24 protein-coding genes are annotated in these 25,223 nt (G+C 70.3%); 12 read left to right on the top strand and 12 right to left on the bottom strand.

Features of this window, described 5'->3' with window-relative positions:
• Positions 1-177 precede the first annotated feature (177 nt).
• The 5 genes from ACEUEL_RS14065 (at position 178) to ade (ending at position 6,824) form a co-directional block, all read left to right on the top strand.
• Entirely contained in the window at positions 178-1,197 is a 1,020-nt protein-coding gene (locus ACEUEL_RS14065; protein WP_405706336.1) for a ribonuclease T2 family protein, read from the top strand.
• A gap of 49 nt (positions 1,198-1,246) precedes the next feature.
• Positions 1,247-2,737: a glycerol kinase GlpK gene (glpK, locus tag ACEUEL_RS14060; protein ID WP_405706333.1), complete on the top strand. Its 1,491-nt coding sequence runs from the start codon at positions 1,247-1,249 to the stop codon at positions 2,735-2,737.
• 51 nt (positions 2,738-2,788) lie between these two features.
• Entirely contained in the window at positions 2,789-4,039 is a 1,251-nt protein-coding gene (locus ACEUEL_RS14055; protein ID WP_405706331.1) for a ceramide glucosyltransferase, read from the top strand.
• Between the two features lie 114 nt (positions 4,040-4,153).
• A complete protein-coding gene (locus ACEUEL_RS14050) occupies positions 4,154-5,101 on the top strand; it encodes an aldo/keto reductase (RefSeq protein ID WP_405706328.1) in 948 nt (315 codons plus the stop codon).
• A gap of 10 nt (positions 5,102-5,111) precedes the next feature.
• Positions 5,112-6,824, top strand: a complete 1,713-nt coding sequence (gene ade, locus ACEUEL_RS14045; RefSeq protein WP_405706325.1) for an adenine deaminase — start codon at positions 5,112-5,114, stop codon at positions 6,822-6,824.
• Between the two features lie 6 nt (positions 6,825-6,830).
• On the opposite strand, the gene ACEUEL_RS14040 is transcribed toward ade, so the two are convergent.
• Entirely contained in the window at positions 6,831-7,892 is a 1,062-nt protein-coding gene (locus tag ACEUEL_RS14040) for a YeiH family protein (protein ID WP_405706322.1), read from the bottom strand.
• Between the two features lie 175 nt (positions 7,893-8,067).
• Between ACEUEL_RS14040 and ACEUEL_RS14035 the strand changes: the two genes are divergently transcribed.
• From ACEUEL_RS14035 to ACEUEL_RS14025, 3 genes are all read left to right on the top strand, one after another.
• Positions 8,068-8,820: a GntR family transcriptional regulator gene (locus tag ACEUEL_RS14035; protein ID WP_405706320.1), complete on the top strand. Its 753-nt coding sequence runs from the start codon at positions 8,068-8,070 to the stop codon at positions 8,818-8,820.
• 174 nt (positions 8,821-8,994) lie between these two features.
• Complete coding sequence (locus ACEUEL_RS14030; RefSeq protein ID WP_405706318.1) at positions 8,995-10,218, top strand: acyl-CoA dehydrogenase; 1,224 nt, start codon at positions 8,995-8,997, stop codon at positions 10,216-10,218.
• Positions 10,219-10,245: 27 nt separating this feature from the next.
• Positions 10,246-11,427, top strand: coding sequence for a CaiB/BaiF CoA transferase family protein (locus ACEUEL_RS14025; protein ID WP_405706315.1), 1,182 nt, complete (start codon positions 10,246-10,248; stop codon positions 11,425-11,427).
• A gap of 42 nt (positions 11,428-11,469) precedes the next feature.
• Here ACEUEL_RS14025 and ACEUEL_RS14020 read toward each other — a convergent pair whose 3' ends face one another.
• The 11 genes from ACEUEL_RS14020 to ACEUEL_RS13970 form a co-directional block, all read right to left on the bottom strand.
• Positions 11,470-12,711: a UxaA family hydrolase gene (locus ACEUEL_RS14020; protein WP_405706312.1), complete on the bottom strand. Its 1,242-nt coding sequence runs from the start codon at positions 12,709-12,711 to the stop codon at positions 11,470-11,472.
• A gap of 11 nt (positions 12,712-12,722) precedes the next feature.
• The gene (locus ACEUEL_RS14015; protein WP_405706310.1) at positions 12,723-13,010 is read right to left on the bottom strand and encodes a UxaA family hydrolase; all 288 of its coding nucleotides are present in this window, start codon (positions 13,008-13,010) and stop codon (positions 12,723-12,725) included.
• Between the two features lie 169 nt (positions 13,011-13,179).
• Positions 13,180-13,887 (bottom strand): GntR family transcriptional regulator, encoded by a 708-nt coding sequence (locus ACEUEL_RS14010; protein ID WP_405706307.1) that lies wholly within the window; start codon positions 13,885-13,887, stop codon positions 13,180-13,182.
• A gap of 46 nt (positions 13,888-13,933) precedes the next feature.
• Positions 13,934-14,650, bottom strand: a complete 717-nt coding sequence (locus ACEUEL_RS14005; protein WP_405706304.1) for a fumarylacetoacetate hydrolase family protein — start codon at positions 14,648-14,650, stop codon at positions 13,934-13,936.
• 20 nt (positions 14,651-14,670) lie between these two features.
• Positions 14,671-16,200, bottom strand: coding sequence for a tripartite tricarboxylate transporter permease (locus ACEUEL_RS14000; RefSeq protein ID WP_405706301.1), 1,530 nt, complete (start codon positions 16,198-16,200; stop codon positions 14,671-14,673).
• 10 nt (positions 16,201-16,210) lie between these two features.
• Positions 16,211-16,666: a tripartite tricarboxylate transporter TctB family protein gene (locus tag ACEUEL_RS13995; protein WP_405706298.1), complete on the bottom strand. Its 456-nt coding sequence runs from the start codon at positions 16,664-16,666 to the stop codon at positions 16,211-16,213.
• A gap of 105 nt (positions 16,667-16,771) precedes the next feature.
• Entirely contained in the window at positions 16,772-17,821 is a 1,050-nt protein-coding gene (locus ACEUEL_RS13990; RefSeq protein ID WP_405706296.1) for a Bug family tripartite tricarboxylate transporter substrate binding protein, read from the bottom strand.
• A gap of 122 nt (positions 17,822-17,943) precedes the next feature.
• Positions 17,944-18,921, bottom strand: coding sequence for an NAD(P)-dependent oxidoreductase (locus ACEUEL_RS13985; protein WP_405706294.1), 978 nt, complete (start codon positions 18,919-18,921; stop codon positions 17,944-17,946).
• Complete coding sequence (locus ACEUEL_RS13980; RefSeq protein ID WP_405706291.1) at positions 18,918-19,316, bottom strand: cupin domain-containing protein; 399 nt, start codon at positions 19,314-19,316, stop codon at positions 18,918-18,920. Before ACEUEL_RS13980 ends, ACEUEL_RS13985 begins: the two co-directional genes overlap by 4 nt.
• Positions 19,316-20,119, bottom strand: coding sequence for a creatininase family protein (locus ACEUEL_RS13975; RefSeq protein ID WP_405706289.1), 804 nt, complete (start codon positions 20,117-20,119; stop codon positions 19,316-19,318). Before ACEUEL_RS13975 ends, ACEUEL_RS13980 begins: the two co-directional genes overlap by 1 nt.
• The gene (locus ACEUEL_RS13970; RefSeq protein WP_405706286.1) at positions 20,109-21,197 is read right to left on the bottom strand and encodes a Gfo/Idh/MocA family protein; all 1,089 of its coding nucleotides are present in this window, start codon (positions 21,195-21,197) and stop codon (positions 20,109-20,111) included. The genes ACEUEL_RS13975 and ACEUEL_RS13970 overlap by 11 nt, the downstream gene beginning before the upstream one ends.
• Before the next feature lie 214 nt (positions 21,198-21,411).
• On the opposite strand from ACEUEL_RS13970, the gene ACEUEL_RS13965 reads away from it, so the two are divergent.
• From ACEUEL_RS13965 to ACEUEL_RS13950, 4 genes are all read left to right on the top strand, one after another.
• Positions 21,412-22,128 (top strand): lysophospholipid acyltransferase family protein, encoded by a 717-nt coding sequence (locus ACEUEL_RS13965; protein WP_405706283.1) that lies wholly within the window; start codon positions 21,412-21,414, stop codon positions 22,126-22,128.
• A complete protein-coding gene (locus tag ACEUEL_RS13960; RefSeq protein ID WP_405706280.1) occupies positions 22,125-23,372 on the top strand; it encodes an NAD(P)/FAD-dependent oxidoreductase in 1,248 nt (415 codons plus the stop codon). The genes ACEUEL_RS13965 and ACEUEL_RS13960 overlap by 4 nt, the downstream gene beginning before the upstream one ends.
• Positions 23,373-23,376: 4 nt before the next feature.
• Positions 23,377-24,054, top strand: a complete 678-nt coding sequence (locus ACEUEL_RS13955; protein WP_405706277.1) for a spermine/spermidine synthase domain-containing protein — start codon at positions 23,377-23,379, stop codon at positions 24,052-24,054.
• 226 nt (positions 24,055-24,280) lie between these two features.
• Entirely contained in the window at positions 24,281-25,192 is a 912-nt protein-coding gene (locus ACEUEL_RS13950) for a LysR family transcriptional regulator (RefSeq protein ID WP_405706274.1), read from the top strand.
• Positions 25,193-25,223: the final 31 nt, after the last annotated feature.

Raw genomic sequence — 25,223 nt, 5'->3', positions numbered from 1 at the left:
ACCTCCGGCCCACCGTCGCAGGACGGGGGCCGGGCCATCGCGCGTCATGGCCGGGCCTGTACCGGCCATGACGTCCGAACCTCCCGCGCGCCGACACCGCGCGCTATAGAGACGAGGTCCCGCTTGCGCGGGGTTTTCGCCGCCGGCCTTGTCGGGCGGCCATCCGGGGGCGGCTCGATGCGGTTTCGATGGACGGTTCTCGCGGGCGCGCTGGCGCCTTTCCTGTTCTCGGCCGGCCCGGCACTGGCCGATGTCGCCATGAGCGGCACGCTGACCGCGACGCAGGCCTGTCCCGCCTACCGTTCCTTTCGTCAGGCGACCAATCCCGGCGACATCCGGCTCGTGCCCGGCACCGCCTATCCGCTGATCGCCAAGAACAAGGCCGACGCCAGCCATTACCGCATCCGCGTGGACGGCGCCGATCCCGCCCAGCGCTGGGTCGAGATCGCCTGCGGTACGGTGGCCGGGGACGCCGGCGCAGCGCCGGGCAGCGCGGGCGCTCCGCAGCCGGCGCCGGCCGGAAAGGGCGCCTCGAAATCCGGGACGCCGACCGAATTCCTGCTGGCGCTGAGCTGGCAGCCCAGCTTCTGCGAGACACGCCCGCAGAAGAGCGAATGCCGCTCGCAGACCGCGGCGCGGCCGGATGCCGCGCGGCTCAGCCTGCACGGGCTGTGGCCGCAGCCGCGCGGGCGCGCCTATTGCAACGTGCCGCCGGACCAGATCGCGGCCGATAATGCCGGCCGCTGGGACGCGCTGCCGGCGCCGCAGCTCGGCGCCGCGACGAAGGACGCGCTCGCCGCGCTGATGCCCGGCACGCAATCGCAGCTCGACCGGCACGAATGGATCAAGCACGGCACCTGCTACGGCGCCGATGCCGACACTTATTTCGCTGACATGATCGGCTTCGCGCAGGCGGTCAACGCGTCGAAGGTCGGCGCGCTGCTCGCCGCCCGCGTCGGTGCGAAGGTCACCTCCGACGAGATCCGCGCCGCCTTCGATGCGAGCTTCGGCGCCGGCGCCGGCCAGCGCGTGACCATGCAATGCGTGCGCGACGGCAGCCGGCTGCTGTTCTCCGAGATCAAGGTCGGCCTGATCGGCACGCCCTCGACCACCCCGCTGCCCGAGCTGATCGCCGCCGCGCGGCCGGTCAAGCCGGAATGCGCCGAGGGGATCGTCGATCCCGCCGGGTTGCAGTGACGACCATGCCAAAGGCCGGGGAGCGAACCCCGCCGGGAGAGAACGCCTGATGTCCACCTACATCCTCGCCATCGATCAGGGCACCACCTCCTCGCGCGCCATCCTGTTCCGGCCGGACACGTCCATCGCGGCGATCGCGCAGGAGGAGTTTCCCCAGCATTTCCCGGCCTCCGGCTGGGTCGAGCACGAGCCCGACGATTTGCTGCGCACAACGCTCGCCACCTGCCGCAAGGCCCTGGCCGAGGCCGGAGCGATTGCTGCCGATATCGCCGCCATCGGCATCACCAACCAGCGCGAAACCACCGTGGTGTGGGACCGGGCGAGCGGGCAGGCCATCCACCGCGCCATCGTCTGGCAGGACCGGCGCACGGCGGAACTCTGCGCGCGGCTGAAGGCGGAAGGCCACGAACCCCTCGCCAGCGCCCGCACCGGGCTGATCCTCGACCCCTATTTCTCCGGCACCAAGATCGCCTGGATCCTCGACCATGTGCCGGGCGCCCGCGCGCGGGCCGAGCGCGGCGAACTCGCCTTCGGCACGGTGGACTGCTTCCTGCTCTGGCACCTCACCGGCGGGCGGGTTCATGCCACCGATGCCACCAATGCCGCCCGCACGCTGCTGTTCAACATCCACACCGGCGAGTGGGACGCCGACCTGCTTGCGCTGCTGCGGGTGCCCGCCTCCATGCTGCCGCAGGTGAAGGATTCCTCCGCGGGTTTCGGTACCACCGAGCCGGCGCTGTTCGGCGGGCCGATCGCCATTTGCGGCATCGCCGGCGACCAGCAGGCGGCGACCGTCGGCCAGGCCTGCTTCCGGCCCGGCATGATCAAGTCGACCTACGGAACGGGGTGCTTCGCCCTGCTGAACACCGGCGACACCGTGGTCGCCTCGAACAACAAGCTGCTCTCCACCATCGCCTACCAGCTGGGCGGCAAGCGCACCTATGCGCTGGAGGGCTCCATCTTCGTCGCCGGCGCGGCGGTGCAGTGGCTGCGCGACGGGCTCGGCATCATCAAGACCTCGGCCGAGAGCGAAAAGCTCGCCGAGGCGGCCGATCCGGCGCAGGAGGTCTATCTCGTGCCGGCCTTCGTCGGCCTCGGCGCGCCGCACTGGAACCCCGATGTGCGCGGCGCGCTGTTCGGCCTCACCCGCGGCACGGGCCGGGAGGAGATCGCCCTCGCGGCGCTGGAGAGCGTCTGCTACCAGACCGCCGACCTGCTGGACGCCATGCGCGCGGACTGGCCGGGAGCCGGCGGCGCCCATACCGTGCTGCGGGTCGATGGCGGCATGGTCGCCTCGAACTTCGCGATGCAGCGCCTCGCCGACCTGCTGGCCTCGCCGGTCGATCGTCCCGTCGTGAAGGAGACCACGGCGCTCGGCGCCGCCTATCTCGCCGGCCTGCACGCCGGTGTCTTTCCGCCGCCGCAGGACTTCGCCGATAGCTGGCGGCTGGAGCGGCGTTTCGAGCCGTCGATGGAGCCGGCGCTGCGGACGCGCAAGCTCGCGGGATGGCGCGAGGCGGTGCGGCGGCTGGTCGGCTGACGTACAGGGCCGCGTCACACCGCTGTAACCGGCCGCCGCCACAAAGCGGGCATGACGAGCGCGATTCTGGCCGCGGCCCTGTTCCTGGTCCTCACCGTCGTCGCCCATCTGGCGAGTGTCGTCCTCGCGTGGCGGCGCTGCCGGGCGCGACCCGCCGGCAGCGGTACGGCGCAGGCCGGTCGCGTGAGCATCGTGCGCCCGGTCTGCGGGCTCGACACGTTCGAGGCCGAGACGCTCGGCTCGGCCTTCCGGCTCGATCATCCCGACTATGAGATCCTGTTCTGCGTCGAGCGCGCGGACGACCCCGTCGTCCCCCTCGTCCACCGCCTGATCGCCGCTCATCCCGGCGTGCCCGCGGGGCTGCTGGTGGGGAACGAGCGCATCTGCGCCAATCCCAAGCTCAACAACGTGCTCAAGGGCTGGGCGGCCGCGCGTGGCGAATGGGTCGTGCTCGCCGACAGCAACGTGCTGATGCCGGCCGACTATCTCCAGCGCCTGCTGGCGGCGTGGCGTGCCGATACCGGCCTCGTCTGCTCGCCGCCCGTCGGCATCCGCCCGGAAGGGTTCTGGGCCGAGCTCGAATGCGCCTTCCTCAACGAATACCAGGCCCGCTGGCAATATGCCGCCGACAGCCTCGGTTTCGGCTTCGCGCAGGGCAAGTCCATGCTGTGGCGACGCGCCGAGCTGGAAGCGGCGGGCGGCATCGCCGCATTGGGGCGCGAGATCGCCGAGGACGCCGCGGCGACCAAGGTGGTGCGGGCCGGGGGGCGCCGCGTCCGTCTCGTCGACGGCCCGTTCGGCCAGCCGCTGGGCCGGCGCGCGGCTATGAGTGTGTGGCGCCGGCAATTGCGCTGGGCGCGGCTGCGGCGCGCCACCTTCCGCCTCTATTTCACGCCCGAGCTGCTCACCGGCGCGCTGTTCCCGGCAATCGCCGCTCTGGTGGTGGCCGCCCATCTCGGCTGGCCGCCGGCGCCGAGCGTGCTCGGCCTGCTGACGCTGTGGTACGGCGCGGAACTGGCGCTGACGCTGCGTGCCGGCTGGCCGGTCTCGCCGACCACGCCGCTCGCCCTCATCCTGCGCGATCTGCTCATCCCGGTGCTCTGGGTCGAGGCGTGGCGCGGCAGCGATTTCTCCTGGCGTGGTAACGCCATGACCGCGACGCGGGCACGTTCCACCTCAATGCGCGCGCCCTCGGTCCGATCGTTGCGTCCGGTGAGCCTGCGCGTCGGCGCGGTCGCCCGCCGGGGCAGCGAACGCCTCGCCCGCGCCCGGGCCACCGCCGCGCGCTGGTGGCGCGCCTAGCGCGTGCCTCCGGAATGCGGGTCCGACATCGCGCGCCGCACCCGGGGCGGGTCGACCCGCCATCTCCGTCCCGCTATAGACGGGGGCGGGGAGCATGATGGGGGAGATGCGCGAATGGATCTGCGCCGGCTGGGTCGCTCCGAGATTCTGGTGCCGCCGCTGTGTTTCGGCGGCAATGTGTTCGGCTGGACGGCCGACGAAGCGACATCCTTCGCGATTCTGGACCGGCTGGTCGAGGCCGGCTTCACCTTCATCGACACCGCCGATTCCTATTCGCGCTGGGTGAAGGGCCATGCCGGCGGCGAATCGGAAGCCATCATCGGCCGCTGGCTGAAGGTGCGCGGCGGGCGCGACAAGCTGGTCATCGCCACCAAGGTCGGCTCCGACATGGGGCAGGGCAAGACGCTGAAGGCATCCTATATCCGCGCCAGCGTCGAGGCCTCGCTGAAGCGCCTCCAGACCGACTACATCGACCTCTACCAGTCGCATTACGACGACCCCGACACGCCGTTCGAGGAGACGCTGGGCGCCTTCGCCGAGCTGATCGAGGCCGGCAAGGTGCGCCTCCTCGGCGCCTCCAACATTTCGGCCAAGCGCCTGTTCGAGGCGCTCGCCGTGTCGACCCGGCTCAACCTGCCGCGCTACGAGACGCTCCAGCCCGAATACAACCTCTATGACCGCGCCGAATTCGAGGGCGAGCTGGAGCCGGTGTGCCGGGCCAACGGCCTCGGCGTGATCAGCTATTTCTCGCTCGCCGCCGGCTTCCTCACCGGCAAGTACCGCACCCCCGCCGATGCGCAGAAGAGCGTGCGCGGGCGCGCCATCGTCGATCGCTGCCTGAACACGCGCGGCCTCGCCATTCTCGGCGCGCTCGATGCGGTGGCCGCCCGGCACGGCGCCACGCCGACTCAGGTCGCGCTGGCCTGGGTGATGGCGCGGCCGAGCCTCTCCTCGGCCATCGCCAGCGCCTCGAGCCCCGAGCAGCTCGGCGACCTGTTCGCGGCGGTGGAACTCAAGCTGACCTCCACCGACATGATCCAGCTCGACAAGGCGAGCGCCTGAGGAGGCGGCGATGACGGTGGACCTCGACACGCTCGGCCGGCGCATCGACCAGGGACGCGGCGTCGCGCCCGCCGACCTCGTGGTGAAGGGCGTGCGCCTGCTGGATGTCATCACCGGCGCCCTCACCGAGACCGACATCGCCATCTGCGGCGACACCATCGTCGGCACGCTTGCGAGCTATGACGGCGTCACCGAGATCGACGGGCGCGGCCTCACCGCCGTGCCCGGCTTCATCGACACGCATCTGCATGTCGAATCCTCGCTGGTCACGCCGCTGGAATTCGACCGCTGCGTGCTGCCGCACGGCGTCACCACGGCGATCTGCGATCCGCATGAGATCGCCAATGTGCTCGGTGCCGAGGGTGTGCGCTATTTCCAGCGCTCGGCCGAGGCGACCATCATGGACCTGCGCGTCCAGCTCTCCTCATGCGTGCCGGCCACCGCCTTCGAGACAGCCGGCGCGGAGCTGACGGCGGACGACCTCGTGGCGCTGCGCGGGCATGCGAGCGGCATCGGCCTCGCCGAGTTCATGAATTTCCCCGGCGTGCTGTTCAAGGATGAAGGCGCGCTGGCCAAGATCGCCGCCTTCTCGGGCGGCCATATCGACGGTCATGCGCCACTGCTCGCGGGGCGCGACCTCAATGGCTACATCGCCGCCGGCATCCGCACCGAGCATGAGGCGACGACCCTTGCCGAGGCGCGTGAAAAACTCGCCAAGGGCATGACCGTGCTGATCCGCGAGGGCTCGGTCTCCAAGGACCTGCACGCGCTGATCCCGCTGATCGATGCCGACACCTCCGCCTTCCTCGCCTTCTGCACCGACGACCGCAACCCGCTCGACATCGCCGAGGAAGGCCATCTCGACTACATGATCCGCGTGGCGATCGCCCATGGCGCGCCGCTGCACCATGTCTACCGCGTCGCCAGCTGGTCGGCGGCGAACGCCTTCGGGCTGAAGGACCGCGGCCTGATCGCGCCGGGCCGGCGGGCGGACATCGTGCTGCTGGAGAGTCTCGAGGAGTGCCGGGTGCATTCGGTGATCTCCGCCGGGCGCCTCGTCACGCCGGAGCTCTTCGCCACGCGCCCGCATGTCGCGCCGGTCGGCTACGGCTCGATGAAGGCGGAACCGGTCGCGGCCGCCGATTTCCGGGTCCCGGCCGCGGGGAAAAACGCCGTGCCGGTGATCGGCGTCGTGCCGGGCCGGATCATCACCGAGCATCTCGAGTTCGACCTGCCGGTCGCGGACGGCGAGGTGCGTGTCGACCTCACGCAGGACGCGGTGAAGGTCTGCGTCGTCGCCCGTCACGGCAAGAACCGCAATATCGGCCGCGGCTTCGTCCACGGCTTCGGCATGAAGCGCGGCGCCATCGCCTCCTCGGTCGGCCATGACAGCCACAACATCACCGTGGTCGGCGCCGACGACGCCGACATGGCGCTGGCGGTGAATCGGCTGATCGAGCTGCGCGGCGGCTTCGTCGTCGCCGAGGGCGGCAAGGTGACGGCGGAGATCGCCCTGCCGGTGGCCGGGCTGATGGCCGATACCTCGTTCGAGGCGGTCCACGACGCGCTGATCCCGCTGCGCGCGGCGGCGAAGGCGCTCGGCGTCACCCTGGCCGAGCCGTTCCTGCAGGTCGCCTTCCTGCCGCTGCCGGTGATCCCGCACCTGAAGATCACCGACTACGGCATGTTCGACGTCGACCGTTTCGCGCTGATCGGGGACTGAGCCGCCTCAGCCCAGCATCACCACGCCGAGGCCGATCGCGGCGATCCACACGCTCTCGATCACCAGCAGCGCCAGCGCCTTCGGCCCGACCGCGGCGAGATCCTTCAGCGCCGTCCGCATGCCCAGCGCGGCGATCGCCGTTACCAGCGACCAGCGCGAGAGGTCCGAGATCGCCGCGCCGAGCGCCGGCGGGATGAGGCCGAGGCTGTTGATCGCCACCAGCGCCACGAAGGCGACGAGGAAGAAGGGAAAGCGCGCCCGCTGCCCGCTCGCGCCGCCACCACCGCGGGCCAGCACGAGGGTGAGCGCCAGCACCACCGGCACCAGCATGGCGACGCGCAGCAGCTTGGTCAGCGTCGCCGCGTCGCCGGCCTGCGTCGAGATGCTGTAGCCGGCGCCGACCACCTGCGCGACGTCGTGGATGGTGGCACCGAGGAAGATGCCCGCCGCCCGGTCGCCCAGACCCAGCATCGAGGCGAGGATCGGGTAGACCACCATCGCCACGGTCGAGAGCGTGGTGACGCCGAGCACGGTGAAGATGGTGTCGCGCTCGCTGATGCCCGGTCGGTCCGCGCGCGCCGGGCCGTCCTCCGCGCGCCGCGGCAGCACCGAGGACAGCGCCAGCGCGGCGGAGGCGCCGCAGATGCCGACCGCCCCTCCGGTCAGGATGCCGAAATCCCGGTTGAACCCCATTGCCCGCGCCACCACGAGCCCGCAGAGCAGGGTGAGCGCCACGCCGGCCACCGCCACGACCAGCGGCGTCGGCCCCAGTGTCATCACCTCGTCGAGGGTGATGCGCGCGCCGAGCAGCCCCACGCCGAACCGTAGCACGGTGCGGCCGGCGAAGCCGATGCCGGCCTCGCAGCGGCCTTCCGCCGACAGGAAGTTGAAGGCGATGCCGAGCAGCAGCGCGAACAGCATGACCGGCCCGCCGTAATGGTCGGACAGGAAGGTCGAGGCCATGGCGATGGTCACGCTGACCAGCAGGCCGGGGGCGAGTTCGGGCCCGCGGGAGGCGAAGCCCCGGACGGGCCCCTCCGGCAGGCCGGCGATGATGGAGCGGAACATGGGCGGATCAGCCCTCGCGCGTGGGATGGGCGGACGTTGTTTCACCCCCGCGCGGCTGCGTCCAATTCTGATATCAGATATAAATCATCAGATAGCGGGTGCCGGCGCCGCGCCGCGCTGTGGCATCCATCCGGCATCGTGTAGGCATAGGGGCCCGCGAGGAAAGACGCAGAGCATGGCCCGACCCGTTTCCGACGCCCCGCCCGGAGAGGATGCCGATCGTCCCGGCTTCCGCCCGCTCTACCGCCAGGTCCGCGATGCGCTCATCCGGCGGCTGGTCGACGGGGTCTGGCTGCCGGGCCAGCCGCTGCCGAGCGAAATCCAGCTCGCCGCCGAACTCGGGGTCAGCCAGGGCACGGTGCGCAAGGCGCTGGACGCGATGGCGGCGGAGAACATGGTGGTGCGGCGGCAGGGCCGCGGCACCTTCGTTGCCCGCCACGACGACGAGCGCATCCTGTTCCAGTTTTTCAAGCTGGTGCCCGACAGCGGCCGGCGCAGCTTCCCCCAGAGCACCTTCCTCGACATCGCCACCGGCGAGGCGAGCGGGCTTGAAGCGGGCATGCTGCAGGTGCCGCCGGCGGCGCCGGTCGTCCGCCTCCGCCGCGTCCGCTCGCTGGAGGACCGGCCGGCGGTGGTCGAGCGGATCGTGTTGCCGCACGCCCTGTTCCCCGGGATCGCCGAGGCGGAGCTTCCGAACAATCTCTACGGTCTCTATGCGATGCGGTACGGCATCACCGTCGGCAACGCGCGCGAGAAGATCAAGGCGGTCGCGATCGAGGCGGACGACGCGGCCGCCCTCGGCGTCGCGCCGGGCACGCCGGTGCTGTGGATCGACCGCATCGCGCTCTCGCTCGACGGCGTGGCGGTGGAATGGCGCATGAGCGTCTGCCTCACCTCGAGTCTGCACTATCTGTCCGACCTGCGCTGAGCCGGTCGGCGGGCGGCATGCCGTTCGCCTTGGGCGGGCCGCACGCGGCGCGGCTGGCTCATGGTTGATGCATGGAGCGAATATGCTCACGCCCAAAAGTCGTTTCAGATGCATCGGAACATTCGATATGAACATGCCTGACGCCCATCCCGCAGTCCGTTGAAGGAGCCCGTCATGTCCGATGCCGCACCTAAGCCCGCGCCGAAGGCGAAGCCGGGGCAGGGCCGCTTCGTCTGGCAGGATCCCTTCCTGTTCGAGGACCTGCTGAGCGAGGACGAGCGGCTGATCCGCGACACCGCGCAGGCCTATGCCCAGGAGAAGCTGCTGCCGCGGGTGATCGAGGCCTATCGCGAGGAGAAGACCGATCCCGGTATCTTCAGGGAGATGGGCGAACTCGGCCTCCTCGGCGTCACCGTACCGGAGGAATATGGCGGCGCGGGCGCGAGCTATGTCGCCTATGGCCTCGTCGCGCGCGAGGTGGAGCGGGTCGATTCCGGCTACCGCTCGATGATGAGCGTGCAGTCCTCGCTGGTGATGTATCCGATCCACGCCTATGGCTCGGAGGAGCAGCGCACGCGCTACCTGCCCAAGCTCGCCACCGGCGAGTGGATCGGCTGCTTCGGCCTGACCGAACCGGATGCGGGCTCCGATCCGGCCGGCATGCGCACCCGCGCCGAGAAGATCGACGGCGGCTATCGGCTCTCCGGCTCGAAGATGTGGATCTCCAACGCCCCGATCGCCGACGTCTTCGTCGTCTGGGCGAAATCGGCGGCGCATGGCGACGAGATCCGCGGCTTCGTGCTCGAAAAGGGCATGAAGGGGCTCACCGCGCCGAAGATCGGCGGCAAGCTCTCCCTGCGCGCCTCGATCACCGGCGAGATCGTGATGGACGGCGTCGAGGTGCCGGAGAGCGCGCTGCTGCCGAACGTCTCGGGGCTGAAGGGCCCGTTCGGCTGCCTCAACCGGGCGCGCTACGGCATCTCCTGGGGCGTGGTGGGCGCGGCGGAGGATTGCTGGCACCGCGCGCGGCAATACACGCTCGACCGCCAGCAGTTCGGCCGGCCGCTGGCGGCGACGCAGCTCGTGCAGAAGAAGCTCGCGGACATGCAGACCGAGATCACGCTGGCGCTCCACGCCTCGCTGCGGGTCGGCCGCCTGTTCGACGAGGGGCGGATGGCGCCGGAGATGATCTCCATCGTCAAGCGCAACAATTGCGGCAAGGCGCTCGACATCGCCCGCATCGCCCGCGATATGCACGGCGGCAACGGCATCAGCGAGGAGTTCCACGTGATGCGCCACGCGCAGAACCTGGAAACCGTGAACACTTATGAAGGCACGCACGACATCCACACCCTCATCCTCGGCCGCGCGCAGACCGGGCTGCAGGCCTTCTTCTAAGCGCGTGCGGAGCGGGGAGGCGGGCCGGTGAGCGAGAATCGTCCCCCGCTGCACGGGCTGAAGGTGGTCGAGCTCGCGCGCATCCTCGCCGGTCCCTGGATCGGCCAGACGCTGGCTGATCTCGGCGCCGAGGTGATCAAGGTCGAGGCGCCCGGCGGCGACGATACCCGCGGCTGGGGTCCACCCTTCCTCGAGCGCCCGGACGGGCACGGCGGCACTGAGACGGTCGCCGCCTATTTCCACGCCGCCAATCGCGGCAAGACCTCCGTGGTCTGCGACTTCGCGCGGCCCGACGACCTCGCCCAGGTCAAGGCGCTGGTCGCGCAGGCGGACGTCGTGATCGAGAACTTCAAGGTCGGCGGCCTCGTGAAGTTCGGCCTCGACTATGACAGCGTCGCGGCGGTCAATCCGCGCGTGGTCTATGCCTCCGTCACCGGCTTCGGGCAGGACGGCCCGCGCGCCGCGCAGGCGGGCTACGATTTCATGATCCAGGGCCTGTGCGGGATCATGGACCTCACCGGCGAGCCGGACGGCGAGCCGCAGAAGGTCGGCGTCGCCTGGATCGACATCCTCACCGGGCTCTACGGCATCATCGGCATCCAGGCGGCGCTGGCGGAGCGGGCGCGCTCGGGACGCGGCCAGCGGGTCGACCTTTCGCTGCTCGACACCGGCGTGGCCGTCCTCGCCAACCAGGCGATGAACCATCTCGCCGGCGGGCGGATGCCGCGCCGCATGGGCAATGCCCACCCCAACATCGTGCCCTATCAGGTGTTTCCGGCCGCCGACGGCCACCTGATCATCGCCTGCGGCAACGACCGCCAGTTCGCCGCGCTGTGCCGCGTGCTCGGGCTCGACGGCATCGCGGCCGATCCCGCTTATGCCTCCAATGCCGACCGGGTGCGCCACCGCGAGGCGCTGTGCCCGCTGATCGCCGGGCGGACCGGTGTTCGCGCGCGAAGCGAACTCATCGCCGCGCTCGATGCCGCGGGCGTGCCGGCCGGGCCGATCAATACGGTGGGGGAGGCGCTGGACGATCCGCAGATCGCCGCGCGGGGGCTGGTCATCCGGCCGGAGGGGTTGCCGGGCCTGCGCACGCCGCTGGTGTTCTCGCGCAGCCCGCTGGCGCTCGATCGCGCGGGGCCGCTGCTGGGAGGCGGGGCGATGCGTTTCGCCGCCGATGACGAGGACGTCGGCTCGCCCACCGCGTGAAAAAGACCGGCCGGCAAAGGAGCGCCGGCCGGGGAGAGGGGTTCAGGCGCTGCGATAGAGCTTGGTCATCACGAACTCGCGGTGGCCGAGCGACTCCGCCGCGGTGAGGCGGCCATTGGCGGTGCGCTGGATCATCGAGATCAGCGCGTCGCCGGCGGTCTCCAGCGTCTGGTCGCGGCGCAATATGCCGGAGACGTCGACGTCGATGTGCTCGGCCATGGTCCGCATGGTCTTCGGGTTGCCGGTGATCTTGATCACCGGGACGATCGGGTTGCCGATCACGTTGCCCTGGCCGGTCGGGAAGGTGTGGACGACATAGCCGCCCGCCGCCATCAGCGTCACGCACTCGGCCGCCGCCGAGGAGGTGTCCATGAAGTAGAGGCCGGGCCCCTTCGCCGGCGCCTCGGCCGGTTCGAGGATGTCGATATAGCTCGACTTGCGGCCGATCTTCTCCAGATTGCCGAGCGCCTTCTCCTCGATGGTGGTGAGGCCGCCGGCGATGTTGCCCTTGGTCGGCTGGCTGTCGGAGAGGTCGTCGGTCTTGTGCGCCTCGATGACGTCGTCCTGATAGGCCTTCCACATCTTGTACCAGCGCTCGCCCACTTCCGGCGTCGCCGCGCGGGCCTTGCACAGGTGCTCGGCGCCGGTGATCTCGGAGGTCTCGCCGAACACGCCGTAGATGCCGGTGGGCAGCAGCTTGTCGTACATGTTGCCGACGGTGGGGCAGGAGGAGAGGCCCGTCGTGGTGTCGGACTCGCCGCACTTGGTCGAGACCCACAGCTCGCTCATCGGGAATTCCTCCCGCCCGAGCTCGGTCGCCCATTGCAGGAACTGCTTGGCGACATAGGAGGCGCGGGCGATGGTGGCGATGTCGCCATGGCCCTCGATGCCGAAGCCGGCGACCGGCTTGCCGGTGGCGGCGATGCCGTCGACGACGCGCTTGGTCCAGCCGTCCTCGATGCCGATCACCACCACCGCGGCGACGTTCGGGTTCGAGCCGATGCCGATCAGCGTGCGGAAATGCAGGTCGAGATCGGCGCCGAACTGGAGCCGGCCATAGGCGTGCGGCAAAGCGAGCGTGCCCTTGATCTGGCCCGCCACCGCCTCGCAGGCGGCGTTGGACAGATCGTCGAGCGGCAGGATCACGACGTGGTTGCGCACGCCCACCCGGCCGTTCTCGCGCTTCCAGCCGCGAAAGGTGAGCGAGCCGTAGTCGCCGCTGGCGAAGGCGGCCTTGGTCTGGGCGGTCGAGGCGGCGACGGCGACTTCTGCGTTGTTCATCATGGCGTCGCTCCTCACCAGCGCTTGGTCTTGGCGTTGTGGACGTGCAGGTGCTCGCCCTTGCCGATATCGGTCCGGGCCATGCCGATATCCTCGCCGTACTTGATGATGGTCTCGCCGGCCTTGATGTCCTTCAGCGCCACCTTGTGGCCGATCGGGATGTCGTGCTTGGCGGCGAGCTGGAACGTCGTGTCGTTCTCGGTGACGAGGCACAGCATGTCGGTGCCGGCCTTCAGGCCTTCGACCACGACGACGCCGCAGCTGTCATGGGGCGAATGAACCAGGCATTGCGGGATGCTCATTGGACCTCCTTGGAACCTCCTCGGGCGCCTCGTTCGGGCGGTCGCCGGCTGAGACGTCATATTATGAATGATGTCTTATATAAGATAGAAGATGTAATTCAGTGTCAATCGCCCTTGGGCGAGGAACGATGGTGGGATCCGGCGTCGGCCTGGCCGGCCGCGGCCGTCGTCAGATCAGCCGCATGATCTCGCGTTCGGCGCGGCGCACTTCCTGCCGGGCCAGCTCCTCCGCCTTCGACGCCTCGCCGGTCTTGATGGCGGTGAGCAGCGCCCGCATGCTCGCCACGCTCTCGTCCGAGCGCCGCTCCGAGCGGTTCGGATGGGCGAGGCCCAGCACGCGCCAGCGCCAGATGCGCCCGTAGAGAGCGGCGATCATCGGGTAGAGGATGGTGTTGCGGCTGCCCTGGAACAGCACCTCGTAGAAGGCGTTCTTGGCGTCGATGATCGCGCCCGGGTCATCGCCGTCATAGGCGGCGACGACGCGGTCGAGCGCCTGCTCGAGCTGGCGGATCTCGTCCGGGCTGGCGCTCTCGCAGAACAGCCGGGCGGCGAGCCCCTCCAGCACGCCGCGGATGGCGTAGAGCTCGCGCGCCTCCGCCGGCGTCAGCTTGCGCACCACCGCGCCCTTGTTGGGCACGACCTCGATCAGCCCCTCGCTTTCGAGCTGGCGCAGCGCCTCGCGGATCACCGTGCGCGAGACGTTCAGCCGCTCGATCAGGTCGCGCTCGACCAGGCGCGAGCCCGGCGCGAGGCGGCCGTGCACGATGGACTGGCGCAGGCTGTCCAGCACCTTGCGCCGCAGCGGCGCGGGCGCCTCCTTGGCGACGGCCGAGAGCGGGTCGTCCTCGAATGGCTGCGCAGTGCTGTCGGTCGCCATCGCCTGTCCCGCCCCCGGCTCGCCCGCTCTTCCGCGCTGTGTCCGGTCAGGCCACGGCGCGCAGTCCCGATCGGGCTGGAGCGATTTCAAACGCGATTTCGGCCACACCGTCAACACCGCCCCGGAGCCGGTCGCCCGGCCGCGTCGGGCCGATGCCGGAGGGCGTGCCGGTGAAGATGAGGTCGCCCGGCGCCAGCGCGATCGAGCGCGACAGCGTGGCGATGATCTCCGGCACCTTCCAGATCATCTCGGCGAGGTCGCCGTTCTGCTTCACCTCGCCGTTCACCTCCAGCCAGATGCGCCCGGTCTTCGGATGGCCGGTCGCGGCGACGGGATGGATCGCCGAGCAGGGCGCGGAGGCGTCGAACCCCTTGCCGAGGTCCCAGGGCCGGCCGCTGTCGCGGGCGGCGATCTGCAGGTCGCGGCGCGTCAGGTCGACGCCCGCGGCATAGCCGTGGATGATGCTCTCCGCATCCGCCTCGGCGAGGTCGACGCCGGCCTGCCCGATGGCGACCACCAGCTCGATCTCGAAGCTGAGATCGCCGGTCTGCGGCGGGTAGGGCACCGCCCCGCCGGGCGGCACCACCGCGTCGGCGGGCTTGGTGAAGAAGAACGGCGGCTGGCGCTCGTCCTGCCCCATCTCGCGAATATGGGCGGCGTAGTTGCGGCCGACGCACAGCACGCGCCGGATCGGGAACAGCGCGTCGCTGCCGGCGATCGGCAGCACGGCACGCGGCGGGGGATCGAAGGGGTAGGCGGTCATGTCGGGTCGTTCCCTTGATGTCATTGCGCGGGCATGTTGACCTTGCCTTCGTCCCCGGCGCGGCCGCCGCGGACGAAGCGCCAGATCCGGCCGGCGCTGGGCAGCACCAGCGACAGCAGCACCACGACGACCAGCACCAGCGCGAGCGGCCGCTCGACGAAGATGTTCAGGCTGCCATGCGAGAGGATCATCGTCTGGCGCAGCGAGGATTCGAGGATGGGCGCCAGCACGATGCCGAGGATCAGCGGCGCGCGGGGCAGCCGGGCCTTGATCATGAAGTAGCCGATCACGCCGAACAGCACCGACATGCCGACCGTGAAGAGCCGCAGGTCCGTGGCATAGGCGCCGACCAGCGACAGCATCAGGATGCCCGGCGCCAGATAGGCATAGGGCACGCGCAGCAGCGAGGCGAAGAACGGCGCCAGCGGCAGGTTGAGCACCAGCAGCATCAGGTTGCCGATGAACATCGAGGCGATCAGGCCCCAGACGAGGTCGGGCTGGCTGGTCATCAGCAGCGGGCCGGGGCGGATGCCCTGCAGGGTGAAGGCGGCGAGCAGCACCGCGGTCAGCCCCGAGCCCGGGATGCCGAGCGTGAGCATCGGCACCAGCGAGCCGACCACCGCCGAGTTGTTGGCGGTCTCCACCGAGGCGACGGCGTCGAGCGAGCCGTGGCCGAAATCCTCCGGCTTCTTGCTGAAGCGCCGTTCCACGGCATAGGCGATGAAGGTCGAGGCGGTCGGGCCGACGCCCGGCAGCAGGCCGAGGCCGAAGCCGATGCCGGTGCCGCGCAGGATCGCCATGCGGCACTGCACCCAGTCCTTCCAGCGCGGCCACATGTCCCGCAGCTTGGTCTTCATCGGCTCGAGGTCGACCAGCGACTCGATCGACACCAGCACCTCGGCGATACCGAACACGCCGATGGCGATGGGCAGGAAGTCGATGCCGTCGATCAGGTCCTCGTTGCCGAAGGTCAGGCGTTCGGTGCCGAGGATCGGGTCGGTGCCGACCAGGGCGATCATCAGGCCGATCACCGCGACGAACAGCGCCTTGGTGGTCGAACCCTCGCCCATGCTGGCCGTGGCGGTGATGCCGAGCGCGGCGAGCAGGAAATATTCCGGCGGGCCGAAATGCAGCGCGAACTCGCTGATCCACACCGTGGCGAACATCAGGAAGAAGATGGTGCCGGTGCCGCCGATGAAGGAGCCGATCGCGGCCATGCACAGCGCCGCGCCGCCGCGCCCCTTGCGGGCGAGCTTGTAGCCTTCGAGCGTCGTCATGATGCCGGAGGATTCACCCGGCACGTTGATCAGCACCGAGGTCAGCGTGCCGCCATACATGGCGCCGTACATGATGCCGCACAGCAGCACGATGGCGGTCACCGAGGGCAGGCCGAACGAGATCGGCAGCAGCAGCGCCATGCCGAGCGAGGGGCCGATGCCCGGCAGCGCGCCGATGACCTGGCCCAGAAACACGCCGATGAAGACCGCGAGCAGGTTGGTCGGGGTGAGCGCGACGCTGAAGCCGTGCATCAGCAGTTCGAACGATTCCATGCGCTCCTCCTCAGAAGCTGATCACGCCCTTCGGCAGGTCGACGCCCAGCCAAAGGACGAACACGCCGTGCAGCACCGCCACGGTCACCACCGACGTGATGATGGAGGCGCGCAGCGTGCGGCGGGCGACGACGGCGGTGAAGCCGAACACGAACAGGAAGCCGCACAGGATGATGCCCAGCCACTGCACCAGCAGCAGGAACAGGACGAGCAGCCCGATGCACAGCGCCACCTGCCGGGCGCCGAGGCGGTCCGGCCATTCGACATGCTCGTCATCGATCCGGCGGGTGATCGCCTGCAGGAACAGCGCGGCCGAGATGACGAGGCCGCCTCCCGCGATCCAGCGCGCCGCGAAGGCGGGGCCCGGGGCGAAGTCGGCCCAGTAGGGCAGTTGCCAGGTGTCGATCAGCACGACACAGCAAATCGCCGCGAGGCAAAGCGCCGCCACGATATCGATGCTCCGCATGGCGGAAGCTCCTTGTCCTTTGGGTCTCGGCGGGGCCGGCTGGATCTCCGGCCGGAAACGGCAGAGGGGCCCGGAGCCGACGGCCCCGGACCCCTGCGCGCAGCGTCAGCCGGATTTCTTGGCGAGCCCGAGCTCGCCGAGAACCGTGGAGAAGCGACCATAGATCTGCTGCATCGTCGCCTTGGCCTCGTTGCCAGACACGAAGGCGCCGGAGAGGAAGGCTTCCTGGAGCATCTTGTCCCAGGCCGGCGAGGCGGCCATCTTGGTCAGCTTGTCGATCCACCAGGCAGTCACGGCCGGATCGAGATCGGGAACCGCGGCGATGCCGTAATAGGAGTTCCAGATCACGTCGAGGCCGGCCTCGCGCGCGGTCGGCACGTCGGCGAACTGCGGGAAGGCGAGGTGCTTGTCGCTCAGCACGGCGATCGCCTTCGCCTTCTTGCCCTCGACCAGCGGCCAGGCCTCGTCCGGCGGCAGCACGATGGCGTTGACGGTGCCGCCGAGCAGGGCGCTGATCACCTGGCCGCCACCGCCGTCGAACGGCACGTAGTTCAGCTTCACATTGCCGGCGCGCTCGATCAGCGAGTTCACGATGTGGTCGGTCGAGCCGACATTGGCGCCGGCCATGGCCACGGTGCGCTCGCCCTTCTTCGCCTCGGCGACGAAGTCGGCGAGGTTCTTCATGGGCGAATCCGCCCGCACGATCACCAGCAGCTCCATCTTCGCCAGCATGGCGAGCGGCGTCACCTTCTCGAAGGTGTTCGGCTGGCCCTGCACGATCGGCGTCGCGAACACGGTCGGCACGATGCCGAACAGGATGTTCTTGTTACCGGCATGGCCGAGCACGTACTTGGCCGCCACCGTCCAGCCGCCGCCGGTGCGGTTCTGCACCACGATCGGGTTGGGGACGAGCTTCTCGTCGTTCAGGATGCGGGCCACGCGGCGCATGATCACGTCCGGCGTGGCGCCGGGGCCGGAGCCGACCGTGATCTCGACCGGGCCTTCCGGCGCGGTCATGGCCTGCGCCAGGGCCGGGGTCGCGCCCGACAGCATCGTGCCGCCCAGCAGCGGCAGGCTCAGCGACAGGGCGCCGTATTGCAGGCAGGCGCGGCGGGAAAGACCGCCCGCGTCGCGCTCGTTGGAACCGTTAGCCATTTCTTCCTCCCATGGGCGTCGCCCGCCCCGGTTTGTATGGGGTCATCGACGGATCTCAGGCACGTTTCGGCTCGGATATGTCAGCGGAGGGGCGGGCATTGGCGTGCCCGCCGGTCCGGTCGTCAGTAAACTCGATTAGCCGGCAATTCTCCTCGCTTGACGACACGTTGCACATTGTCCCACGCCGCGCGGAACAGATATTGCGCGGACTGGCGGGTCACCCCGGCGATGTGGGGCGTGAGGAGAAGCCGGTCGGCCGCCTCGCCGGCGACCTGCAGCAGCGGATTGTCGGCGCCGGGCGGCTCGGTGGAATAGACGTCGACCGCGGCGCCGCCAACATGCCCGCTCGCGAGTGCCTGCACCAGAGCCGCCTCGTCGACGATGCCGCCGCGCGCGGCATTGATCAGGATGACGCCCGGCTTCATCCGGGCGAGGGCGTCGGCCCCGATCAGCCCCTGCGTCGCCGGGATCAGCGGCACGTGCAGGCTGACGACGTCGGCCTTGGCGAGGATCTCCTCGAAGCCCATCGGCCGCGCCGCCACGCCCGGGTCGCCGCCGGGCGGGAAGGCGGGGTCGTAGAAGGCGACGTCGGCGCCGGCGGCGAGGAAGCCGGCCGCCACCGCCCGGCCGATCACGCCGTAGCCGATCAGCCCGACGAGGCAGCCCTCGAGGCCACCGACATTGTCGGCGAGCATCCGCGCGCGGAACGGGGCGTAGTTGCCGCGCCGGATCTCCAGCGTCGACCAGGCGAGCCGGCGCAGCAGCGTCGCCGCGCTGGTCACCGCATATTCGGCGAGCGCGCCGTTGCTGCCGCCGGGCACGTTGGCGACCGGGATGCCGCGCGCCACCAGCGCCGGCTGGTCGAGCCGGTCGACGCCCGCGCCGGTCACCTGGACCAGGCGGATGCCGGCGCCCTCGAACAGCTCCGGCGCCAGCTTCGGGCCGACGGCGGGGATCACCAAAGCGCGCGCCTCCCGCAGGATGCCGGGCAGCGCCGGATCATCGGGAGCGCGATAGTCGATGGAGAGGTCTTCCGGCGGCGTCACGCCGACACGGGTGAAGTCCACCTTCGGACGCAGGCAGACGGCGTCGAGGCTCATGATGCGGCCCTCGCTTCATCCCAGGAGCTGAATTCGCGCGTACCGGCGCGGATGTCCGCCACGGGAAAGAAGCACAGCAGCCGCAGCGTGCCCGTGCCGGTGTTGCGGGTGGCGTGCAGTTCGCCCGCGGGGACAAGCAGGCAGTCACCGGCCGCGACCGGGTAGGACCCGGCCTCGGTCTCGGTGACGCCTTCGCCCTCGAGCACGTAGATGCACTCTTCGAAATCGTCGTGTCGATGGGGCCCGCGCGGCGGCGCGCTGCCGTCGTGGGGTGCGATCGCGACTTCGCGAACCGTAACCGCGCGAGCCCCCGAGGCGGCGCCGATCATCTCGCGCGCCGCCCGACCCGGAAGACGCAGCCAGCTGCCGTCTCCGTGTGTGATCAACCGTGCCATCAGCTTGCCTGTCGCAGCTTCTTCACCTCGGCTGGCGGGCCCTGGAACTCGTCGAGATGGCGGAAGATGTCGCTGGCCTCGGCCGCGATGGAATCGGCGAGGGCGTTGAGCATTTCCGTCCCCCGCGCCGGCGTCGCCGCCTGCGGGGTGCCGTACCAGCCGGACGCCGCGATGGTGCGGATGTCGGTCAGCACCGGCTGGTAGTTGCGGGTGCGCCGCAACCGGTCCATCCAGGCGCCGTGCTTGTGGTCCGAGCCCTGGTCGATGCGGTCGAGATGCACGAGGTCCGGCCGGTAGGCCATCACCGCCAGCGCCTCGATCTCGCCGCCATGGGTGAGGCCGTTGCACTGGTGGCCGTACAGGTCGGCCGCGACATAGCAGGCCTGCACCGTCAGCACCGTCATGCCGTGGACGCGGTGGAGGTCCTCGGCGGCGATGGCGAGCGAGGGGATGTTCCCCTCGTGCCAGTTGACGATGAGCAGGTACTTGGCGCCGTGCTTGGCGGTCGAGGCGCAGATCTCGGTGACGAGCCGGATATAGGTATCCGGCGTCAGCGTGATGGTGCCCTCGAACGGCATGTGCATCGGCGTCACGCCCAGGCCCGGGCTCGGCAGCACCAGCCCGTCCATCCGTTCCGCCAGCGCATGCGAGATGACGTTGGCGGCGAAGGTGTCCGTGCCGGTCGGCAGGTGCGGGCCGTGCTGCTCGACGCTGCCCGTGGGCAGGATGACCAGCGGATGACGGCGGAACTGCTCGGCGACTTCGGGCTGCGTGACGTCCCAGAAGTACCGGCTACGCGACATGTCGGCTGCCCCGGGCGAGTTCCTGGCGGGCGGTGTCGACGACGTCGGCGAGCGGGACCAGCTGGCCGTTATTGTCGATCGAGCGCAGCGCCGCGTAGACGCAGGCCACCGCAACGTTGCCGTTGCCCGCGCTCAGCTCGTTCGGCTTGCCGGAGAGGCAGCTGCCGGCGAAGGCTTCCAGCTCGGAGCGGAACATGTCGCTCTCGGCGTCCTGCAGCACTTCGCGCTTGGCGAAGCCGTCCTTGCCGCGCTGGATGTAGAGCGAGGCGGTCTTGTGGATCTCGTCCGGGGTGTCCCACACGCCGAAGTCGATCTCGTAATGCATCAGGCCCTTGGAGCCGAACACGCGGACCGAGAAGATGCCCGGCGAGGTCCAGCAGGAGCCGACATAGCCGACCTTGCCGTCCTTGAACTTGAGCAGGGTGAGCGACTGGTCGTCCACTTCCGCGCCGACCGGGGAGAGCTTCGAGGAAACCGAGCTCGCCGCGTCGATCTCGCCGCCGAGGCAGTGGACCAGGTCGAACATGTGGATGGCGAGCTGCGAGAGCGGGCCGCCGGGCGCGCGGTCCTTGTACCAGCGCCAGGTCTGCGGGGTCAGCTCCAGCGCGCGCTCGTTCGAGAAGTTCGCCTCGATCAGCGCCACGCGGCCGAGTTCGCCGGCCTGGATGGCATCGCGCATGCGGCGCACGCCGGCCATCAGGCGGGCGCTGTGGCCGACGGTGACGGTGACGCCGTGCTCGGCCTGCAGCGCCTCGATGGCGAGGCCGTCGGTCAGCGTCGAGGCGATCGGCTTCTCGGTGTAGACGTGCTTGCCCGCGCGGGCGACCTCGGCGGCGACGGGCAGGTGCTGCTCGTTCGGCACGGTCAGGATGACGCCCTTGATCTCGGGGTCGGACAGCATCGCCTTCATCGAGTCGACCACCGGGATGCCGGTGTCGCGGTGGAAGGCGTCGCGCTTCTCCTGCGAGCGGCTGTAGCCGGCGACGATCTGGATCTTGTCCGACTTCTTCGAGGCGCGGGTCAGCACGCGCGCCCAGCGACCGAGACCGATGATGCCGACTTTGACGGGTTCGCTCACGAAATCCTCCCATGAAACGCGACGGCTGGGGTGTCCGTCGCTCTTGTTGGGTCGGATTGTATGACAATAGTATCGGATGTCAATCTTCGGTCCGCGATTTTCCGCCGGCTTTTTCCCGCCCGCGGCCGCGGCCCTGCCTGCGACCGCGGGGTGCCATTTCCTTCCGCCCCGCATCTGCTAGCTTCCGCGCCCGATCCATTGCCCGCGACCGTCCATGCGCCACCTGCGTTCCGCCGCCTTCTTCACCTTCCTCGTCCTGTGGACGCTGCTGCTGGCGCCCACCATCCCCTGGCTTGCCTGGCGCCGGGACCCCGCGCAGGTCCGGCGGGTGTCGCGGCTGTGGTCGCGCGGGCTCTTGGGCGCGCTGCGCCTCATCGTCGGCCTCGGCTATCGCGAGATCGGCCGCGAGCACCGGCCCGCCGGCCCGGCGCTCTATGTCAGCAACCACCAGTCGGCCTGGGAGACGCTGGCCTTCAGCGTGCTGATCCCGGACCTCGCCTTCGTGCTGAAGGAGGAACTCTACCGCTACCCGATCTTCGGCTGGTTCCTGAAGCACTCGCCGATGATCGCCATCGACCGCGCCGGCGGCGGCACCGCCATGAAGAAGATGATCCGCGAGGCCCGCGCCGTCGCCGCGGACGGGCGCAGCGTACTGATCTTTCCCGAGGGCACCCGCCGCGGCGCCGGCGAGAGCGCCGAATTCCGCCGCGGCGTGCTGCTGCTCTACAAAGCGCTGAAGCTGCCGGCCGTGCCGATGGCGCACAATGCCGGCCTGTTCTGGAAGCCGAAGAGCCTGTTCGTCACCCCCGGCACGATCACCGTGGTGTATATGCCGCCGTTGCCGGCCGATCTGCCGGACGAGGATTTCATGAACGCCGTGCAGGGCGCGATCGTCACCGAGCGCGACCGGCTGGCGGGGAGGGACGCATGAGCGAGACCGGTATCGGCACGGACGGCGTCGTCATCGTCGGCGGCGGGCAGGGAGGATTCCAGCTCGCCGCCTCGCTGCGCGACAACGGTTTCGACGGCAGGCTGACCCTGGTCGGCGAGGAGCCGGGCCTGCCCTATCAGCGCCCCCCGCTCTCCAAGGCCTATCTGAAGGGCGAGGCCGATGCCGGGCAGCTCGAGCTGCGCCCCGCCGCCTTCTACGCCGACCACCGTATCGACCTGGTCCATGACCGCGTCCACGGCATCGATCCGGCGACGCGGCGGATCGCCTTCGCCGACGGGCATTCGCTGCCTTATGGCCATCTCGTGCTGGCCACCGGCGCCCGCAACCGGCCGCTTCCCGTCGAGGGCGCCGGGCTCGACGGCGTCCTTTACCTGCGCACCCTCGCCGAGGCGGCGGAGCTGAAGCAGCGCCTCGCCGGGGCGGAGCGGGTCGTCGTCATCGGCGCCGGCTTCATCGGCCTCGAATTCGCCGCGGTCGCCCGCGCGCTCGGCCATGAGGTGACGGTGATCGAAGCGCTGGCGCGGCCGATGGCGCGGGCGATCTCGCCCGCCATGTCCGCCTTCTTCGCGCGCGAACACGCGGCGATGGGCACGCGCCTCGCGCTCGGCGCCGGCGTCGTGCGCCTGCACGGCGAGGACGGGCGGGTGCGCGCGGTGGAGACGCTCAATGGCGCCGTCCACCCGGCCGATCTCGTCGTGGTCGGCATCGGCGTCGTGCCCAATGCGGAACTCGCGCACGAGGCCGGCCTCGTCGTGTCGAACGGCATCCGCGTCGATGACCATCTCGCCACCATGGACCCCGCTATCTCCGCCATCGGCGACGTGGTCGCCTATCCGAGCGTCCATGCCGGCCGCGAGGTCCGGCTCGAATCGGTGCAGAACGCGGTCGATCACGCCCGCAGCCTCGCTGCCCGGCTCACCGGCCGCCCGGCGCCCTATACGGCCGTGCCCTGGTTCTGGAGCGACCAGTCCGACCTCAAGCTGCAGATGGTCGGCCTCGCCGGTCCCGACGACACGGAAGTGCTGCGCGGCGATCCGATGAGCCGGCGCTTCTCGGTGTTCCGCTTCCGCGACGGCCGTCTCACCGCCATCGAGAGCGTGAACCGCCCCGCCGACCACATGCTCGGCCGCCGCCTGCTCGCCGATCCGGCCAAGCCCCCGGCGCTGACGCCGGAACAGGCGGGCGACGAGGGGTTCGATCTGAAAAGCCTGCTGGCGCGGTGATCTGGTGATCCCGTGGGTGCTGCTCGACACCGCGAAGGTGCCCGGCGGGCCGGGTGAACTGCGCCTGAAGCAGCGCGGCAGCGAATTCTCCATCATGTCCGGCACCACGGAGCTGATGAACAGCCGGCTCAGCGGCTCGGAACAGGCGCTGGCGAATCTCGCCTGCGCGCGGCTCGCGGGCCGGCCGGCGCCGCATCTGCTTATCGGCGGCCTCGGTATGGGCTTCACCCTGCGCGCCGCGCTCGAAGCCCTGCCGGCGACCGCCCGCGTCACCGTCGCCGAACTGGTGCCGGCGGTGATCGACTGGGCGCGGGGGCCGATGGCGCCGGTCTTCGCCGGCTGCCTCGATGATCCGCGCGTCGCGCTGCACGCCGGCGATGTCGGCGGCCTGATCCGCGCCGGCCGCGCCGCCTTCGACGCCATCCTGCTCGACGTCGACAACGGCCCGGACGGGCTCACCCGCCCGGCCAATGACGGGCTCTACGACGGGGCGGGCCTTGCCGCCGCCCACGCCGCCCTGCGCCCCGGCGGCATCCTCGCCGTCTGGTCGTCGGCGCCCGATAGGGCCTTCACCGCGCGCCTGCGCAAGGCCGGCTTCCGCACCGAGGAAGTCCCCGTGCGCGCCAACGGCAAGCGCGGCGGCGCCCGCCACGTCATCTGGCTGGCGGTGCGGGCGGGTTGACGGCGGCTGAGTGCATCCGTTTGTCCCTCATCCCCGGGCTTGACCCGGGCACCCCGCTTCGGACGCCGCCGCGAACGACAAGCTGGGTCCTCGGGTCCAGCCCGGGGATGAGCAAGCCGGCGGGTGGCGCCCGCCGATAAAGCTCTGTCGGCTGTCATCAGGCCTCCTTTCCGCCGGCAACGGCACGGCCTATCATCGGTCGGTCCGCCACCTCCCGGTTTCGCCGATGGCCTTTTCGCTGCGCCAGCTCCAGTATTTCGTCGCGGTGGCGGAGAACGGGTCCGTCTCCTCCGCCGCGCACACGCTCTCCATCTCGCAATCGACGGTGACGGAGGCGCTGCGCGAGCTGGAGCTCGATCTCGGTTTCCGCCTGCTGGAGCGGCACGCGCGCGGCGCCGACCTGACGCTGAAGGGGCACCATTTCCTCAGCCACGCCCGCAAGATCCTCGCCAGCGTCGCCGATGCGCGGCGGGCGTTGTCGGCGGGCGAATCCGCCGCGCTCAACGGGCGGCTGACGCTGGGCGTGACGCCGCTGGTCGCCGGCTATGTCTTCTCCGACCTGCTCGCCCGCTACCGCCGCGCCTTTCCCGGCGTCGCGGTGGAGGCGGTGGAGGACGCGGCGGATTATCTCGAGCACCTGCTGGTCGGCGGCGAGCTCGACGTCGCGGTGATGGTGCTGCCGCCGGGCCGGCGCTCCTCCGCACTGCAGACCGAGGCGATGGAGGTCTCGCCCTACCGCGTCTGGCTGCCGCTCGGCCATCCCGCCGCGACAGAGGAGCGGGTGAGCCTGCGCGACCTCGGCGGCGAGCCGCACGTGCTGCTCACCATCGACGAGATCGCCGAGGCGTCCGAGATCGTCTGGCGCCGGCTCGGCATCCGCCCGCCGGTGGCCTTCCGCACCCGCTCGGTGGAGGCGGTGCGCTCGCTGGTGGCGACCGGGGCCGGCGTGGCGGTGATGCCGGACCTCACCTATCGGCCGTGGTCGCTGGAAGGCGACAAGATCGAGGCGCGGTCGCTGGTGGAGGAGTTGCCGGCGATCGAGGTGGCCACCGCCTGGCGGCGCGGCTCCCCGCTCACCCCGGCCGCCACCGGCTTCCTGTCGATCGCGGCGACACGGCACGGCGGGCGCGGGCGATAAATCTCGTCGTCATCCCGGCCGGAAGCGAAGA

This window comes from Ancylobacter terrae (assembly GCF_045108345.1).
GTDB lineage: Bacteria > Pseudomonadota > Alphaproteobacteria > Rhizobiales > Xanthobacteraceae > Ancylobacter.
The sequence above is the reverse complement of the archived record's forward strand: the minus strand, read 5'-3'. Positions and strand labels throughout refer to the sequence as shown.

What these genes read in the sequence shown, in the direction of transcription:
- ACEUEL_RS14065 (WP_405706336.1), top strand. Translation starts at nt 178, where the DNA reads ATGCGGTTTCGATGGACGGTTCTCGCGGGCGCGCTGGCGCCTTTCCTG.
- ade (WP_405706325.1), top strand. Translation starts at nt 5,112, where the DNA reads ATGACGGTGGACCTCGACACGCTCGGCCGGCGCATCGACCAGGGACGC.
- ACEUEL_RS14010 (WP_405706307.1), bottom strand. Translation starts at nt 13,887, where the DNA reads ATGGCGACCGACAGCACTGCGCAGCCATTCGAGGACGACCCGCTCTCG.
- ACEUEL_RS14040 (WP_405706322.1), bottom strand. Translation starts at nt 7,892, where the DNA reads ATGTTCCGCTCCATCATCGCCGGCCTGCCGGAGGGGCCCGTCCGGGGC.
- ACEUEL_RS14030 (WP_405706318.1), top strand. Translation starts at nt 8,995, where the DNA reads ATGTCCGATGCCGCACCTAAGCCCGCGCCGAAGGCGAAGCCGGGGCAG.
- ACEUEL_RS14015 (WP_405706310.1), bottom strand. Translation starts at nt 13,010, where the DNA reads ATGAGCATCCCGCAATGCCTGGTTCATTCGCCCCATGACAGCTGCGGC.
- ACEUEL_RS14050 (WP_405706328.1), top strand. Translation starts at nt 4,154, where the DNA reads ATGGATCTGCGCCGGCTGGGTCGCTCCGAGATTCTGGTGCCGCCGCTG.
- ACEUEL_RS13975 (WP_405706289.1), bottom strand. Translation starts at nt 20,119, where the DNA reads ATGTCGCGTAGCCGGTACTTCTGGGACGTCACGCAGCCCGAAGTCGCC.
- ACEUEL_RS14020 (WP_405706312.1), bottom strand. Translation starts at nt 12,711, where the DNA reads ATGATGAACAACGCAGAAGTCGCCGTCGCCGCCTCGACCGCCCAGACC.
- ACEUEL_RS13965 (WP_405706283.1), top strand. Translation starts at nt 21,412, where the DNA reads ATGCGCCACCTGCGTTCCGCCGCCTTCTTCACCTTCCTCGTCCTGTGG.
- ACEUEL_RS13990 (WP_405706296.1), bottom strand. Translation starts at nt 17,821, where the DNA reads ATGGCTAACGGTTCCAACGAGCGCGACGCGGGCGGTCTTTCCCGCCGC.
- ACEUEL_RS13950 (WP_405706274.1), top strand. Translation starts at nt 24,281, where the DNA reads ATGGCCTTTTCGCTGCGCCAGCTCCAGTATTTCGTCGCGGTGGCGGAG.
- glpK (WP_405706333.1), top strand. Translation starts at nt 1,247, where the DNA reads ATGTCCACCTACATCCTCGCCATCGATCAGGGCACCACCTCCTCGCGC.
- ACEUEL_RS14035 (WP_405706320.1), top strand. Translation starts at nt 8,068, where the DNA reads ATGGCCCGACCCGTTTCCGACGCCCCGCCCGGAGAGGATGCCGATCGT.
- ACEUEL_RS13980 (WP_405706291.1), bottom strand. Translation starts at nt 19,316, where the DNA reads ATGGCACGGTTGATCACACACGGAGACGGCAGCTGGCTGCGTCTTCCG.
- ACEUEL_RS13960 (WP_405706280.1), top strand. Translation starts at nt 22,125, where the DNA reads ATGAGCGAGACCGGTATCGGCACGGACGGCGTCGTCATCGTCGGCGGC.
- ACEUEL_RS13995 (WP_405706298.1), bottom strand. Translation starts at nt 16,666, where the DNA reads ATGCGGAGCATCGATATCGTGGCGGCGCTTTGCCTCGCGGCGATTTGC.
- ACEUEL_RS14055 (WP_405706331.1), top strand. Translation starts at nt 2,789, where the DNA reads ATGACGAGCGCGATTCTGGCCGCGGCCCTGTTCCTGGTCCTCACCGTC.
- ACEUEL_RS14005 (WP_405706304.1), bottom strand. Translation starts at nt 14,650, where the DNA reads ATGACCGCCTACCCCTTCGATCCCCCGCCGCGTGCCGTGCTGCCGATC.
- ACEUEL_RS13985 (WP_405706294.1), bottom strand. Translation starts at nt 18,921, where the DNA reads ATGAGCCTCGACGCCGTCTGCCTGCGTCCGAAGGTGGACTTCACCCGT.
- ACEUEL_RS14000 (WP_405706301.1), bottom strand. Translation starts at nt 16,200, where the DNA reads ATGGAATCGTTCGAACTGCTGATGCACGGCTTCAGCGTCGCGCTCACC.